Genomic DNA, 16,597 nt, shown 5'->3' on the forward strand with positions numbered 1-16,597 from the left:
CAGTGTACAGAATTTAATTTTGATTAATTTTTTTGATGACCACCGTTTTTGAATGACTTGCTGCTAACTCCAGAAACATCTCTCTAAGTTTTTCATAATCCCCGACTTCGTAAAACATCTTGTTGATAAAAAACTCCGAAGTTATACGAATGTTTGAATCAGTTGAGCTTACTTGTAAGCTGAACATCCCTTTATTATCAGGCATTGAAACCGTTGTAGATGCTGGCAATTCATCAATCATATATTCCTGAGGAATCTTTATGATTATGCTCTTGGATTCTTTAATGGGATATGGAAAGTAAAGCGGAAACTCACGGGTTGGTGCTTCCAATAAGTTTTCCTGATCGGCAAGAAACACAAATGGATTAAAATAATTTACTTCTCTGAGGCTGTCACCGTTGAACATATCAAAACTGAATTGTGTGAAATGAACGGCCGTATTATCGTAATTCCCCATCCCCCGAATAATTACTGTATCAATGTGTACATTTTCGATCTCTTTTAACATCCCTTTAGTAGCGTCCTCCATATTTCCTGCAGTCAAAAGATTTCTCCGGCTTTGTGCAGGGTAGCCTATACTGGTATTCGTCCATTCTGCCTTAGCTTTACCTGACAAATCAATTTCATAAGACAGAACCGAATTAGTTTCAGACTCTTGAGATGGCACAACTTCATACCATCCATAGCTATCGTCTTGTACTACATAGGCAAATTGATACAAGTTCTTAACCGGAGGTAAAAAGACAGATCGTTTTCCTTCAGTAGCATCTAATGTAAATACTCTGCCACCTAACTCTACAATTGCAACAATATGGTTAAACTGGTTTATGATGGGATAATCGGTTAGCACCAACCCATTACTACGTGTACTCATAAGACCATAAGACGCATCTATGCCTGCCTCCTCGAGCATCTTGTAAAGCAGAATATTAATGTCGCCGGAAGACCCTGTTTTATCCCTAAATGTATCTCTGATTCCTTTTTCCGAAATAACCTGATGACGGCCATTAAAAGACAAATAGGTAGAAGTAAACTCAAAGATTTTCTTCATCTTCTCTATTTTTGACGTCATGCCCTGCGTTAGCTCTTCAACCTTAGCCCGAATTTCTCTGTTGGTCTTTTGTTTACCAATATTTCGATGGCTTCTTATTTCATCAGAGATTTTTTCCCAATCTTTCAGATATTCAATTTTACTTCCATTATCCCTATAGGCGAAATTCAACTGCGTGAATACCTTGGAAATAAAATTATCTCTGCTATCTATAAATGGAAGATCTTCAACCGGGGGCAAACTATCCTTCGAAATTTCAATAAAGTACTCATTTTCATATGCCTGTTTTAAGCTGCCAGACCTGGTTATATAATGAGTATCTGTTCCTTTAAAAACCATATGATATTTAAACCGCCAGGGTATTCTCAAATATATGGAGCTATGTTGAACAGGTATTTCTTTGTGAAACTCCCAATCAGGTAAATAAAATGGGTTGCCCAACTTTTTTTGATAAGAATATTCCAGAATGGCTCCCTTCTCAACATTCGGCATTGTGAACTTTTTTGCATAAATATCTTCCACAAGCTTTTCTTCAAAAACATCTTTTCGTGATATTTCTGATCTCTTGAGATTCCCCTTATCCATAGTATATGTAACTGCCCTTACATCATTAATGTGCTGGTCTATATCCCGATCAAAAACCAGTTCTATGTTACCGTAATCAAGACCAGACTCGTTTAAGATTTTCAGCCTGGTGTGTCTTTGCATATACACATTATAGCGATCATCGAAGTGGACTTTAGCTACATCAAAAAGTGCAATAGCTGGAGAAGTACTATCATAAGATTGGTCGTAGTTAAAAAAATCAGCGATTCTCACATCCCCGAATTCACGATCCTGAGCAGAAAGTGAATAGCTAATTGATATAAAGAAAGCTACCACAAATAGAATGAATGAAGAGCTTAATCGCATTCGGACTACTTTTTTAAACTAAATTCCCTTTAAATAATTTCTGAGAGATTAGTTTAAACTTTTCTTTAATTCAACTCTAAATCATTGTTTTTTGTTATAATTCTACTCATGTAACAAAAAAACCCTCATCAGTAAATGAAGAGGGCTTTTAAAAAGGAAACTAATTTCACTTATCCGTCAGCCATGCAACACCTGGTAATTCTTTACCTTCCAGGTACTCAAGACTCGCCCCACCGCCTGTAGAAACGTGGGATACATCATCACTAAGTCCGGCTTTTTTGATAGCTGCAGCCGAGTCTCCCCCTCCGATAATAGTGGTTGCTCCAAATTTAGTGGCTTCTGCAAGAGCTTCAGCAACAGAAAAGGTTCCATCCGCAAAGTTCTCCATTTCAAATACGCCCATAGGCCCATTCCAGAGTACGGTCTTGGCAGACTTAATCTGATTTCCAAAAGCAATAGAAGATTGTGGTCCAATATCTAGTCCCATCCAGCCTTCTTCGATACCATCTTCATCTACCACTTTATGTTCAGCATCATTTTTAAATTCTTTTGCTACCACAGAATCTATCGGTAACATAAACCGGATGCCCTGATTCTCTGCCTTTTTGAGCAGTTCTTTAGCTAACTCTACTTTGTCGTCTTCAACCAGAGAATTCCCAATTGGCCAGCCTTTTGCTTTATAGAACGTGTAAGTCATTCCACCGCCAATAATGATGGTATCCACTTTAGGAATCAGGTTTTCGATTACCCCAATTTTATCAGAAACCTTGGCTCCACCCAAAATAGCCACGAAGGGCCGGTCGGGATCGTTTATACTTTCTTCCAGATATTTAATTTCTTTTTCCAGTAAAAAACCGGAAACTGCCGGCTGAAGATATCGGGTTACCCCGGCTACCGAAGCGTGAGCCCGGTGACTGCTTCCAAAGGCATCATTTACAAACAGATCGGCATGAGCAGCGAGGGCTTTGCTGAATTCTTCATCGTTTTTCGTCTCTCCTTTGTGGAAACGTACATTTTCCAAAACAACCACTTCTCCATGTTTGGCATTATATATAGCTTCCTCGGCTTTTTCCCCAATACAATCTTCAGCAAAATGGACTTTAGTATTGATCAATTCGGCTAAATGGTCCGCTGCTGGTTTCAGTGAAAACTCAGGTTCCGGAATCCCCGATGGCCGGCCAAGGTGACTTGTCAAAATCAACAGCCCCCCATGATCAATGACATGTTTAATAGAAGGCAGCGCTTGTACAATTCGATTGTCATCAGTGATTTCACCATGTTCGATGGGCACGTTAAAATCTACGCGCATTAGTACTTTTTTGCCTTTTACATCGACATCGTTGAGTGTGAGTTTAGCCATGAGTTGAGTAATGAATTTGTTATTTATTTCAGGTGTAAATGTACCAAGATCTCTTCACGAAATGAAGTTTTAATGAATTGAAATAGAATCCACTTCGGCCAGATAAGCATATAAAAACGTTACTCTTTTGAATCCTAATATTGAAAGCGCTTTTATGTCTGCTTTTCAATCAAATAATGGATATTTTCTCAGGGCAAAAAATGTAACTCAAATCTAACCTGTTGAATGCGAACGGTATATTTAGATCACGCCGCCACCACTCCATTGGATGATCGCGTGCTGGAAGCCATGCTTCCTTACCTGAAAGAAAATTATGGCAACGCCAACTCTCCCCATCACCTTGGGCAGAAATCCAAGGTTATTGTTGAGGATGCCCGCGAAAAAGTGGCTACTCTGATAGGTGCTGAACCTTCTGAGATTATTTTTACCAGCGGCGGAACCGAAAGTGACAATGCGGTTATTAAAGGTGTACTTGCTGTTTCTGGCGACAAGAAGGAAGTTATTACTTCCGAGCTCGAACACCATGCTGTACTTCACACCGTTGAGTTAGCGAAGATGCAGGGTGTAAAACCCGTATTTGCCAAATCAAAGGATTGCGGAACTATAACCGCTGATGCTGTAAAAGAGGCTATCACGGAGAATACCGCCTTAGTAACCATTATGCATGTCAATAATGAAATTGGCACCATCAACCCGCTAAAAGAAATTGCCGAAGTGTGTAAAGAGCATGGTGTACCACTTCATTCTGATACCGTTCAAAGCCTTGGGAAAATCCCGCTGAATGTAAAAGACCTTAATATTGACTTCCTGAGCGGGAGTGCCCATAAGATCTATGGCCCAAAGGGAACCGGCATCATGTATATAAAAAACGGCTCAAAATGGATTCCATGGATGCAGGGTGGCTCACAGGAACGTCGCCGGCGCGGAGGCACGCTGAACGTTCCTGGTATCGTTGGCTTTGCCAAAGCACTTGAACTTGCGGTTAGTGAAATGGATAATCATACCCGTCGTTTCAAGAAACTTCGTTCTCTCCTGCTTAGCACTATGGATGAGAAACTGGACTTCAAGTACAATGTAAATGGCCCTAAAGATAATGGAGTGCCGCATATTGTGAATTTATCTTTTAGTGATGATCAGGGTAAATACATAGATGGCGAGATGCTGCTTCTGAATCTGGATATCGAAGGAATTTGTGTTTCTAACGGTTCCGCTTGTACATCCGGAGCTGTAGAGCCTTCTCACGTACTCAATGGAATCGGCATGGAAGAAGGGCTTGCAAAATCCAGTATTCGGGTTAGCTTCGGAAAGCAAAACACAGAAGAGGATGTACTTTACTTCGTTGAAAAGCTGGACTCTGTATTAAAAAGAATGTTTTCTGTAGCCTGATGAAGAAAAATATTTGCGTGTATTGCGGTTCCCGTGAAAGTAATAATCCTCGTTTCCCCGAATTGGCCCAACAAGCCGGCAGGGAAATAGCCCGCCGAAACTGGGGTGTGGTTTACGGAGGCGGAAAAGTAGGGATGATGGGTAAGCTTGCTGACGCTGCCCTCGATAACGGTGGTGATGTTTTTGGGGTGATACCAACCCGACTTAAAAAAGCGGAAGTTGCCCATACTGAACTTACAGATCTTCACGAAACACAAGACATGCACACCCGAAAAGCACTCATGGAATCTCTTTCAGATGCTTTCCTTATCCTGCCGGGTGGGTTTGGAACCCTTGATGAGTTTTTCGAAATCCTGACCTGGAGGCAACTGGGCATTCATGATAAACCCATATTTCTGCTTAACAGCGAAGGTTATTTTGATGGATTGGTGAAGTTTACGGAAAGTGCTATTCAATACGATTACATTAGCAAAAAAAGCCTGAACCTATTTAAGGTGTGTACTGAGATTGACTCTTGTATTGAGATGCTGGAACGTTTTTTCGAAGAGGATTGATTCTTTCTCCATAAACAAGTTTCAATCTGCTCATGCCAAAAATTTCCCAGAATAATCCGCTTCCGCCCTGCCCGGTAACTCCAAATTGCATCCGAACTTCAGAAGAATATCTGGCAGGAGTTGAAAAAGTGTATGAAGCCTTCGTCCGTGTTTTTGATGAAGAAGCATACCGATGGGAAGTGATTGACCCAAAACGAATAGAATTACACGCCGTTTACCGAATTCCTGTTTTTGGTTTTAAAGATGATGTAGATGTAATTATGGAAGAAGCCGCAGGCATCACAACTGTTTATATCCGAAGTGCGAGCCGGCTTGGTGCCTACGACCTTGGCGTCAACAATCGCAGAGTTAAACGCATTCTCAAAAAAGCAGAGAATAAGATTAAGAGCTAATTCTTGGCTATATTCACCCGACGTAATCAAAGAAAAATAATATTAGCATATGTACGAAGGTTTATTACACGCGCATTCTGGTCTCCGATGGATTGTTTTGGTTTTAATTGTTTGGGCTTTATTCAAGTCTGCCACCGGCTGGGCTGGCAAAAAAGATTATCAAAAATCAGATAGACTGGCTGCATTGCTGGCACTGATTTTCACCCATATCCAGTTGTTGATTGGCCTGGCTCTTTATTTTATAAGCCCAAAAGTATCCTTCCAGTCCGGAGTAATGGAAAGTCAGTTGTTACGTTTTTATACCGTCGAACATATGTCAATGATGATCATTGCTATTGCACTCATCACTATTGGATTTAGTACAGCCAAACGTTTATCAGACTCTGTGGCAAAGCATAAGCGAATTGCCATCATGTATGGAATTGGGCTGGCTATCATCCTTGCTTCAATCCCATGGCCTTTCCGCGGATTGGGTGCCGGATGGTTTTAGACCAACTCTTCAAATAACTTTCTTACAGGCTCATCCAGGATATATACATTATCCAGTTGCTCAATATTTGGGATAGGTATTTCCTGTCTTTTATCCTTTTTATCTATACCCACAACCAATATGCGGTTAGAATGATACTCTGATGTAGGGATGAGTTTCAGGTATCGTTTTCTGGTAGCTGAAAGCCCAATGTAAGCTGTATCATCATCCGAAAAATCTACACCTCTGCCAAACCCTCCTGTTTTAATGGTATCCTTAAACTGCCATTCCTTATCGAAAATTTTGGTTGACAAATCACTGCTATCTTGTACCCAGTAATCACCATCTATCTTACGTACAGAATGTGGGCTCTGTAGACGTAATTGTATCACTTCCTGTTTATCAAGATTGATAATACCTCCATCTCCCTGCTTTTTTACCAACATCTCGAATAACACCCTATAAAAAAGCCAGCCGTTGATGGAGTGAATAAGTACACACAAGTCTCCATTATAGTCTCTAAAAACCTGGTTGCAGTGAAAGCGATCTTTTACTTTTTCTATGTCTTCATCCCTATCGATATCATCCAGACTTAATCGGAATGTATCAAGTGACCTTTTTTCTACAACCTTTCTTTTTTCAGCATCATATCCAATAGCCTGATCATACTCTGTATTAGAAATCCAGAGCAAGTCATCTATGAAATGGATGTCGTGTAAATCCCCGATTTCACCTAAATCTAATACTTCAAACTCCCTGGTCTTCGCATTTAATCTTCGGATTTCATCATTAACCGAAACAAATAATTCATCAGGAAAGCGGGCCAGGTCCCAGGCTATCGAACTTACTCCTACTTTTCCCCAGTCATTAAAAAAATTAACCTGTTTTACCCTTTCATCGGGCGTAACCAACTGTACGGGACGAACTTTGCTTCTATCGATTTTTTGATCCTCTTTTTTAGCATTCTGTGATCCTAAAACCAGCAAATGATGATTAATTGCCATTTTTTGAAATATTATTAAACAGTTACTTATTTAGCTATTTAGGATAGCGAATGCTCTCCACCATCTCCTGCACATCTTCCGGTGGTTCTGGGAAAATCATACCAACTGCAAACGAAACCAGAAGGTTCAGAATCATTCCGAGTGTACCAATTCCTTCCGGTGAAATACCAAACCACCAGTATTCCGGTGAGTTGAATTCAGGGAAGGCAATCTTGAAGAACACCACATAGGAAAGCGTGAACAGTAGTCCGGCGATCATTCCGGCGATAGCTCCCTGGCGGTTCATTTTCTTATAAAAGATGCCAAGTATGATAGCCGGAAAAAATGAAGCCGCAGCCAGCCCAAAGGCAATAGCTACCACTTCTGCCACAAAACCCGGGGGATTAATGCCAAAATACCCGGCTACAACTACTGCTGCTGCTGCCGAAATACGTGCCCACATCAACTCGGCTTTATCAGAAATATCGGTTTTAATCTGCTTTTTGATTAAATCATGTGATACAGCTGTGGATATTACCAACAATAATCCTGCAGCTGTCGAAAGGGCCGCTGCCAAACCACCTGCGGCTACCAATCCGGCAACCCAGGCTGGCAAGTTTGCGATTTCAGGATTAGCCAGAACCATGATATCACGGTCTACATAAAGTTCATTATTAGTATCTGTGAGTTCATTGTTGACCTTTACCTCACCAAATGCTCCCCGAATTATTTCTCCATCGGCATTTCGCTGAATATCCGGTAATCCTACCATAGCTTCACCGGGAGCATAGGTAATAATGCCGTCATCATTTTTATCCACCCAGGTTAGTAGTCCCGTTCGTTCCCAGGTATTGAACCAGGCAGGCATTTCCGTGTATTCTTCTTCACTAACCGTTTCCATCATATTGTATTTGGCAAAGGCAGCGATGGCCGGAGCTGTCGTATACAGAATAGCTATAAAAATCAGTGCATAACCTACCGAAACGCGGGCATCTTTCACTTTGGGAACGGTAAAGAATCGTACAATCACATGTGGCAGTCCGGCTGTACCAATCATTAATGCGGCAGTGATAAAGAACACATCCTGCATGCTTTTAGTACCACTGGTGTAGGCTGCAAACCCAAGTTCAGTGTGCAGTTGATCAAGCTTCTCAAGCAGATATTGTCCTGATCCATCCGCTAAGGTCGAACCAAATCCAAACTGCGGAATGGGATTACCTGTGAGTTGAAAAGAGATAAAGAAAGCGGGTACCATAAAAGCAAAAATCAGCACACAATACTGAGCAACCTGCGTGTAAGTGATTCCTTTCATCCCTCCTAATACTGCATAGAAAAACACAATTGCCATTCCAATCAAGACTCCAAAGTCGATGTTTACTTCCAGGAATTTTGAGAATACAAGCCCTACACCGCGCATTTGTCCGGCTACGTAGGTGAAGGAAACCACGAGTGCACAAATTACCGCGATCGTTCGGGCAAAGTTGGAATAATATCGGTCTCCAATAAAATCCGGTATGGTAAACTTTCCGAATTTCCGGAGATAAGGCGCCAGCAATAAAGCCAGAAGCACATAACCACCTGTCCACCCCATCAGGTAAACAGAGCCGTCATAACCCATGAAGGAGATTAAACCAGCCATAGATAAAAAGGAAGCCGCTGACATCCAGTCTGCGGCTGTAGCCATGCCGTTTGTAATCGGATTTACATGAGCTCCTGCAACGTAGAAGTCACTGGTAGTAGCAGCTTTTGCCCAAATCGCAATTCCAATATAAAGTGCAAAGGTTATCCCAACTAAAATATAGGTCCAAACTTGTACATCCATGATCAGTCCTCATCCACTTTAAATTCGCGGTCCAATTTGTTCATCAAATACACATAGACAAAAATGAGGATTACAAATGTGTAAATAGCGCCTTGTTGTGCAAACCAAAAGCCAAGCTTAAAGCCTGCAATCTGAATTTCATTTAAGGCAGGTACGAGTAAAACTCCAAACCCATATGATACCACAAACCAGATGCTGAGCAAGATACCCAGGTATTTCAGGTTTCTTTTCCAGTATCCTTTCAAGTCGCGTTCTTCCATCTGTATGACCTCCATAGTTTTATTCCGGCTTAGTATGCGGTATTTGAAGGAATGAATCAAATTTTGGCTGGACAGAATCCGTAAAAACGGAAGGAATCATTCCTGCACACTTCTAATTATATTACTCCACATAAAAAAAGGAAATTATGAAGTATCATAAGTTGGGTAATTCGGATATAGAAGTAAGTGAAATCAGTTTTGGGTGCATGTCTCTTGAAGTAGAGAAAAACCCGGATTCCACTTCTTCCCTTCTCCGTGAGGCTCACGATAAAGGCATTAATTTCTTTGACACAGCTGATCTATACAATCGGGGTTTGAATGAAGAAGTAGTTGGAAAGGCGCTGAAACCGTACAGGGATGAAGTCATTATTTCGACCAAGGTAGGAAATGTGTGGAATGAAGATGGTTCCGGCTGGGAATGGAATCCCACAAAAGAATATATTTTAACCGGGGTGAATGAAAGTTTGCGCCGCCTTCAAACAGAATATATTGATTTGTATATGCTGCACGGTGGCACTATCGATGATCCCATTGACGAAATTATTGAAGCCTTTGACCGGCTTAAGGATCAGGGGAAAATCCGTGCTTATGGAATCTCCTCCATCCGGCCAAATACTATACGTCAATATGTGGAACGATCAAGAATGGATTGTGTAATGATGCAATATGGTTTACTGGATCGCCGTCCGGAAGAAGAAAGTCTGGACCTGCTTGCTGAACATGACATCAGCGTTATAACCCGGGGAACGCTTGGAAAAGGATTACTCATCGATAAGGCCCCACATGACTACCAGGGATATTCCAGACAAGAAGTTGAGGCTCTTCAGAAGGTTGTCAATAATACAGGAAATCCAATTTCAGTAGCCGTTCAATATGTTCTGCAACATCCGGCTGTTGCTTCTGCTGTTTTGGGCATAAGAACAAAAGAGCAGCTTGATGAAATTATCCAGGCTTCAGACCAACCTATCCAAGCCAGCCAATTAGAAGCTGTTAAAGAAATACTAGAGCCTAAGTTTTACGAGCAGCATAGATAGCTTATCAGTCGTTATATTTTTCTTTCTCAGGCTAACTTTAAATCGAGAATCAAAATATCTCAAATCTCTGTAATTTCGCTGCAATATTGATACATTGGCTATCTAGAATTTCATCCTATACCATACATGGCTATTCACTACATCACGGAGAATAAAGATCTCGAAAAACTAAATTCTGAGCTTCAGCAGTCCAAAGAGTTTGCTATAGACCTGGAGTTTGACCGCAATCGGTATCGATATGGGTTTAACATGTGTCTGATGCAAATCTATGACGGAGATGATTGCTATCTGGTAGATCCCCTGAGTCATAATCTGGACATTAAAACCATTTTTCCTGCTATTGAACATCCGGATGTTCAGAAAGTAGTGTTCGCTTTCGGAGAAGACCTCAGGCTACTTCATTCCCTTGACTGCTTCCCCAAGAACCTGTACGATCTGGATGCCGCTACCAGCCTGTTGAATTATGAACCGGCTTCCCTAACCAATCTCATCAAAGAGGTTTTAAATGTAGATGTAAATAGCTCATCTCAGCAAAGCAATTGGTGGAAACGCCCTCTTTCTGAAAATCAAAAACAATATGCCGCTGATGATGTCATTTATCTGCTCGAGTTCAAAGCCAAACTTGACGAACAGGCTGAAAAGCATGGTATTCTGGACTGGATCAAACAAGAGAATGCGATATTCGATCATCTTGATTACAGTGATGAAGATCACAACAACCTCATCAAGGAAAAGGACAAAAATAACCTCACCGTTTTTGAATGGTTTATCTATTGCAGGCTGATGGATTTCTTTGATGAAAAGGCCCGTGAACTGAACAAGCCTATGTACCATCTGGTAAGCAAAAAAATTGTGAGTGATTTGGCTCAAAATCCCACTCGTGTACATGACTGGAAACAAACCAAAGGTGTTTACGGAGGGATTAAGAATGAAAGTTTTAAATCTCAGTTACAGTCGGTACTTGATTCTTCTATCCATGAAGCCAAGGAGCAGCAATTATCTGATTCCCGTAAGGCAAGCGACACAATGTCCAGTCAGGAATACCGGGCTATGAGAAATGAGCAAAACCAGATCAATGACATCAAAAATAGGTTGCTATCTCCCATACAAGATCGGTTGGTTACGGATTTTGGCAAACATGCCAAGTCTTTTATCCTTCCCAACCGGCTCACCAAAGAGATTATTGCCGGTGAAACTGAACTGATGCCTGATTATAAAGTGAAACTGCTCCGAAGATATGCCGAAGAGCTGGACCTGGATTTGAGTGAATATGTATAGCTAGCCTACAACCGGTGCTTGCCATCAGAGGCTACATTTTCTACGGTCCACTCCAGTCGCTCCTGAAATGGATGCTGACGCACTTCACAGTTCTCCACTTTGCATAGTGAGCAAGAAAATTCCTGACAGAAATCGGTATGGATGAAAATCTCAATTCGGTTTCCAAACTTCTTGGTGATGAGTGCTTCAATTTTATCTAACTGAGCATGTGCTTCCTTAACAGTCAGATACCAGGGTAGAGTTAGATGAGCATCTACATGCAGGATACGACCATATTTGGTGATCCTAAGATTGTGAAGATCAATCCATTTTGGATCCCGGTTTTGCTGTAAATAGGTAATCAAATCTGCTAGCAATTCCTCATCTGCTTCATCCATAATTCCAGCTATTGCTGCTCTCAGAATCCTGAAGCCCATCCTGATAATCAGCAACGCAAACAGAATAGCTACAGCTCCATCCAGCCATAGGATATTAGTGAAGCGAATAAGCACCAATCCTGCAATAATACCCATCGTGGTATAGGTATCAGTTTGCAGATGACGCCCGCTTGCCTGAAGGGCTAACGAGTCGTTCTTTTTTCCGGTTTGATAAGCCCAGTACCCAAACCCATAGTTGATTACCGCTGAAATGGCGATCAGAATAATCCCAAGATCCAGGCTTTTAAGAGGTTCGGGATTTATAAAGCTTTGAATAGCTTCAGCTACAATAAAAAGTCCGGCAAGGGTAACAAGCGTCCCTTCTATTCCAGCTGATATAAACTCAACTTTTCCGTGTCCATAGGGATGATTTTCATCCTTTGGTTTTGCCGACAAATAGAGACTATATAAGCCAATAAACCCACTGAGTACGTTCACAATACTTTCAAGTCCATCGGTTAAAACGGCTACGGAATTGGTCAAATACCAGGCAGCCATTTTGATAATAAACAGTATCACCGCAACCGCCACGATAAACCACTGAACCCGGATATTTTCCTGAGCTTTAGCCATCAGGATCTATTCACCAAACATTTCTTCGTAATCTTTGATAGAAGCTTCGATTACTTTGTAAGCATGATCGGCATCAAAGATTCCTTGCACATATACATCGTTTTGATTTTTTCCCGGAATCAGTTTGTAAGTTCCAAAATAGTGACGGAGCCGCTCAATCAGCACAGGAGGCAAATCATTCACGCTGTGAATATTGCTGTAATAGGTATCATTATCCAGGACGGAAATGATTTTATCATCGGCTTCATCATGATCTACCATATGCAATCCGCCAATTACCCGGGCGCTTAAAATCACCTCGTTTCGATCAATGGGACGTTCACTCAGCACGCAAATATCCAGTGGATCGCCATCTCCTTTTACATCTTCATTCGACAGTTCTCCAACATGATTCCCGCAATAAGTCCGGGGAATGAATCCGTATAGAGATGGTGGCAAAGACGAACTTCGTTGTGGGCGATCAACCCTCATATAACCGGTTTTCTTGTCCACTTCGTATTTAATGGTATCGAATGGGGTAAGTTCGATGAAAGCGTTGACGATCTTTGGCTGTTCGGCGCCAACTTCCAGTCCATGCCACGGATGCGGCCTCCATCGGAAAAAAGGATTGGGAAAATTCATAGCTCAATGGTGAGTGTTAGAATTTTGATGTAACTAAAGTTAAAACTAATGACTGAGAGTTGCTGATCCGAAATTTTATTAAATAAAAAAACCCCGGTGGTTAACCGGGGTTTGAATTTTAGTTGTCTTTCAGCCCTTGAGCTGAACGGTCATCGGGTTTGGGTGCTGGTGTCATCTTGTTGGATGACTCATCCACCATCTTCATCACTTCTTCGACTACCCGTTCCATCTGTGGGTCACGGCCCTGCATCAGCATATTCGGATTATCCCAAACCGGGATGTCAGGGCGAACTCCCTCGCCTTCCCAGAACCAATGCCCGTCATTATCATACAAACGTGCACCCGGAACGGTAATACCACCGCCATCGATCAGCTGATGTCCGGTTGCCGGACCCACTAAAATACCCAGCGTACGTTCCCCAACAATAGGCCCGGCTTCCAGTTCCTGGAATGCCCATGGGAGTCCATCTCCACCAGAGCCTGCCCAACCATTAATAAGCATTCCCATTGGTCCGGTATTAGTGTGAATAGGCTGTGTATGGTCTTTTCCGTGGCGCCAATGCAGATTATAAACTACCGGTCGCTGCATTAACTCGAGGAATCGGTCAGCCAGCTGACCTCCGCCATTAAACCGTTCATCAATGATAAAACCTTTTTTATCCAGCTGACCGTAGTACATTCGAACGAGCTCCAGCTGTCCCTGAGAAGAGGTGTTCGACATATAGATATATCCGAGTTTACCGTCAGATAACTCTTCCACGGTCTTACGGTTATTCTCAATCCAGGCAAGATAGCGCAACTGACCTTCTTCGCCCTGACTTAGGGTATTCACAATTACTTTCTGAGCACTAGCCGGTTTTCCATCAGAGCTAATCATAAGTGCAACGGTTTCTCCGCTTAAGCCTTCAAAAGCTGCATATGGATCTTTATCCGAATCTAATTCCTCACCATTCACAGAATGAATGTAATCCCCTGCATTTACAGTAACTCCCGGCCGGTCAAAAGGAGACCGAATTTCCGTATCCCATTCCGCCGGAGTGATGATTTTTTTGATCCGATACTTACCATTAGCTTTCTCCCAGTCAATTCCGAGGTAACCGGTTCCCCTGAAATCCACACTTTCGTTATCACCGCCGAACGTATAGGTATGACCTGCACTCAACTCTGCGGCCAGATTCGACTGCAGATTGGAAATATCCCAGCGGGTTCGTGCATCATCAATAAGAGAACCATATTGTTCTTTCAATCCATCCCAGTCTACACCGTGCATATCCGGATCGTAGAAGAAATCACGATGTCGCCTCCAGGTATCGGTAAAGATTTGTCTCCACTCGTCTTTTGGAATCAAATCCATCACAAGGCCATCTGTAGGAACCGGCTTCTCAATGCTCTGCCCGGGCTGAGGCTGAATAATTCCATACTGTCCACGGCTTTGAACCAGCAGCGCTTTACGATCGGCTGTAGGCACAGCTGCGCCAACGCCTTCCATGATCACGACTTCCTCGCGTTTATCCACATCATACGCCACAAGCTTTGGCGGACCTCCATCCGATCCGGTATTTGAAAAACGCATATATACGATCATACCTTCGCCAAATTCGCCCAACACATTCCCCATGTTTCCAGGAGCTACGGGGAGAACTGTAATCCGTTTTTCAAATCCATCAAAGTCGATTTCAACATTAAGCTCTTCTTCTGCTTCTTCTTCAGAACCTTCTTCTTTTTCTTCCGGCTCCTCCGGAATTTCATCATTTTTAGGCTGCAGTAAATAAGGCACTTCCTTGGTGAGGCTCACGGCAACCAAATGTGTGGAATTCGGATAGACCCAGGTGTTGTCGTAATCTGAGTACACCGCATCGAAATTTCGGTTGGTGGTGTAGTATAGATATTGTCCATCATTGCTGAAAACCGGATTTGATGAAGTATAGAATCCACTTGTTGCCCGATGTAATTCTTTGCTTTCGGTATCATAAAGCATGATTGCATAGTTGGCATTGTCCATTCCTGAAGTGAATGCTATCCAGCGGGAATCCGGCGACCAGGAAATCGGGTAGCCATCTCTTCCACCGTGACCTACATTCCAGTTTGTATTCCCGACTTCTGTTACATTCCCATTATTTACATTGACACTATATATGGTATTAGTCTCATCAATAAACGCAATATGCTTGCTATCCGGTGACCAATACAGCGAATAGCCATAACCTTTGTCGCGGGAAGTCAGTTTTTGCGGCTCACCTGGTCCATCCGCTTTCGCTAAATAAATCTGATACTCACCATCTGCATCACTCCAGTAGGCAATGTGTTTTCCATCAGGCGACCATGACGGATGCCGGTCAAAAGCTCCGCTCGATTTCGTCATATTCATGGAATACCCTTCCGTAGCCGGCACATTAAATAATTCACCCCGGGCTTCAAAAACCACCCTTTTTCCTTCTTTGGAAGCAGTCATATGCTGGATGTTATTACTCACATCCACTTCCCGAGGCATTTCATTAGACAGATCACTGACCACATCAATTTCTACTACTTCATATTCATTGGTTTCGGGATTCATGAGATATAAATCACCGCCCATCTCAAAGACCAAATCTTCCGGTCCAGCCGACAAAAACGAAATATCGAACTCCTCAAAATTGGTAACCTGATTCATACTTCCGTCAGCGGTATTGTATTCCCAGATGTTAAGTCTGAAATTTTCTCCCTGATCAGACAGGAAATAGACTTTATCACCAAACCAGGCCGGCTTACCGTCGTTATATTCATTATCCGTAATTCGTTCTACCTTGTTGCTTTTCATATTATAGATCAGGATATCAGATGCCAGTCCGCCTTTATATCTTTTGAACGGATAATTCTCTGTGATCTTGGTGATGTAAGCTAACTTGTTACCATCGGGTGAAAAACTTGCCAGCTCTCCATAAGGCAGTTCCAATTTCTCCGGCATTCCACCTTCTTTGGAAACCATATAAAACTCATTAGCCGAACGCTGCCCCATTTCTCGCCGCGAAGCAAAAAGCAGACGCTCTCCATCCGGATGCCACTCCACCATCCGATCACTAAACGATGGATAAGTTACCCGATGTGGAATCCCACCTTTCACCGGAATCACATATACGTCATCATTTCCATTGTAGCTGGCTGTGTAGGCAATTTCGGTTCCATCTGGTGAAAAACGTGGCCAGGATTCTTCTCCCTGAGACGAAGTCAGCTGTACAGCGGTTCCTCCATCTTTGGGAGCCAACCAGATATCGCCCCCGTAAACAAAGGTAATTTGTGATTCAGATACATCCATGTAGCGCATCAGCTTGGCACTGATTTGGGCATATGCAGAGCCCGTCATCGCCACAATGGTTAGCGTGAGTATAAGTCGTTTCATGTTGGTGAAGTTTTGATTTGAATTAGTTGGTAATACCTTACCCCGTTGAATACCAAGCGGTATTTACAGTAAATCTTTGATAATTCCCAATCGCAGAAATTCAGCTC

Annotated in this window: 14 protein-coding genes; 6 read left to right on the top strand and 8 right to left on the bottom strand. The window is 42.4% G+C overall.

The window, feature by feature from the left end; all coding sequences use genetic code 11:
* Positions 1-13: 13 nt before the first annotated feature.
* Both RIB15_RS01250 and RIB15_RS01255 read right to left on the bottom strand, forming a co-directional pair.
* Positions 14-1,963, bottom strand: a complete 1,950-nt coding sequence (locus RIB15_RS01250; protein WP_350200331.1) for a DUF3858 domain-containing protein — start codon at positions 1,961-1,963, stop codon at positions 14-16.
* Positions 1,964-2,129: 166 nt separating this feature from the next.
* Entirely contained in the window at positions 2,130-3,323 is a 1,194-nt protein-coding gene (locus RIB15_RS01255) for a phosphoglycerate kinase (RefSeq protein ID WP_350200332.1), read from the bottom strand.
* Between the two features lie 225 nt (positions 3,324-3,548).
* On the opposite strand from RIB15_RS01255, the gene RIB15_RS01260 reads away from it, so the two are divergent.
* The 4 genes from RIB15_RS01260 to RIB15_RS01275 are packed head-to-tail and all read left to right on the top strand — an operon-like array spanning position 3,549 to position 6,145.
* The gene (locus tag RIB15_RS01260) at positions 3,549-4,709 is read left to right on the top strand and encodes a cysteine desulfurase family protein (protein ID WP_350200333.1); all 1,161 of its coding nucleotides are present in this window, start codon (positions 3,549-3,551) and stop codon (positions 4,707-4,709) included.
* A complete protein-coding gene (locus RIB15_RS01265) occupies positions 4,709-5,263 on the top strand; it encodes an LOG family protein (RefSeq protein ID WP_350200334.1) in 555 nt (184 codons plus the stop codon). The genes RIB15_RS01260 and RIB15_RS01265 overlap by 1 nt, the downstream gene beginning before the upstream one ends.
* A gap of 32 nt (positions 5,264-5,295) precedes the next feature.
* Entirely contained in the window at positions 5,296-5,655 is a 360-nt protein-coding gene (locus RIB15_RS01270) for a DUF1499 domain-containing protein (RefSeq protein WP_350200335.1), read from the top strand.
* 49 nt (positions 5,656-5,704) lie between these two features.
* Positions 5,705-6,145 (top strand): cytochrome B, encoded by a 441-nt coding sequence (locus RIB15_RS01275; protein ID WP_350200336.1) that lies wholly within the window; start codon positions 5,705-5,707, stop codon positions 6,143-6,145.
* On the opposite strand, the gene RIB15_RS01280 is transcribed toward RIB15_RS01275, so the two are convergent.
* The 3 genes from RIB15_RS01280 to RIB15_RS01290 are packed head-to-tail and all read right to left on the bottom strand — an operon-like array spanning position 6,142 to position 9,189.
* On the bottom strand, positions 6,142-7,128 hold the full coding sequence (locus RIB15_RS01280; protein WP_350200337.1) for a DUF4915 domain-containing protein: 987 nt from the start codon (positions 7,126-7,128) through the stop codon (positions 6,142-6,144). The two genes, RIB15_RS01275 and RIB15_RS01280, sit on opposite strands and share 4 nt — an antisense overlap.
* A gap of 34 nt (positions 7,129-7,162) precedes the next feature.
* On the bottom strand, positions 7,163-8,929 hold the full coding sequence (locus RIB15_RS01285; RefSeq protein WP_350200338.1) for a sodium:solute symporter family protein: 1,767 nt from the start codon (positions 8,927-8,929) through the stop codon (positions 7,163-7,165).
* Positions 8,930-8,931: 2 nt separating this feature from the next.
* A complete protein-coding gene (locus RIB15_RS01290; RefSeq protein WP_350200556.1) occupies positions 8,932-9,189 on the bottom strand; it encodes a DUF4212 domain-containing protein in 258 nt (85 codons plus the stop codon).
* A 146-nt stretch (positions 9,190-9,335) separates the two neighbouring features.
* Here RIB15_RS01290 and RIB15_RS01295 point away from each other — a divergent pair, with 146 nt between their 5' ends.
* Both RIB15_RS01295 and RIB15_RS01300 read left to right on the top strand, forming a co-directional pair.
* Entirely contained in the window at positions 9,336-10,223 is an 888-nt protein-coding gene (locus RIB15_RS01295) for an aldo/keto reductase (RefSeq protein ID WP_350200339.1), read from the top strand.
* Positions 10,224-10,349: 126 nt separating this feature from the next.
* Complete coding sequence (locus RIB15_RS01300; protein ID WP_350200340.1) at positions 10,350-11,501, top strand: ribonuclease D; 1,152 nt, start codon at positions 10,350-10,352, stop codon at positions 11,499-11,501.
* Positions 11,502-11,506: 5 nt separating this feature from the next.
* On the opposite strand, the gene RIB15_RS01305 is transcribed toward RIB15_RS01300, so the two are convergent.
* From RIB15_RS01305 to RIB15_RS01315, 3 genes are all read right to left on the bottom strand, one after another.
* Positions 11,507-12,490 (bottom strand): cation diffusion facilitator family transporter, encoded by a 984-nt coding sequence (locus tag RIB15_RS01305; protein ID WP_350200341.1) that lies wholly within the window; start codon positions 12,488-12,490, stop codon positions 11,507-11,509.
* A 6-nt stretch (positions 12,491-12,496) separates the two neighbouring features.
* Positions 12,497-13,111 carry an inorganic pyrophosphatase gene (locus RIB15_RS01310; RefSeq protein ID WP_350200342.1) on the bottom strand — a complete coding sequence of 205 codons (615 nt, stop codon included), beginning with the start codon at positions 13,109-13,111 and terminating at the stop codon, positions 12,497-12,499.
* A 118-nt stretch (positions 13,112-13,229) separates the two neighbouring features.
* Positions 13,230-16,490 carry a S41 family peptidase gene (locus RIB15_RS01315; protein ID WP_350200343.1) on the bottom strand — a complete coding sequence of 1,087 codons (3,261 nt, stop codon included), beginning with the start codon at positions 16,488-16,490 and terminating at the stop codon, positions 13,230-13,232.
* Between the last annotated feature and the right edge of the window lie 107 nt (positions 16,491-16,597).

Source organism: Gracilimonas sp. (assembly GCF_040218225.1).
GTDB lineage: Bacteria > Bacteroidota > Rhodothermia > Balneolales > Balneolaceae > Gracilimonas.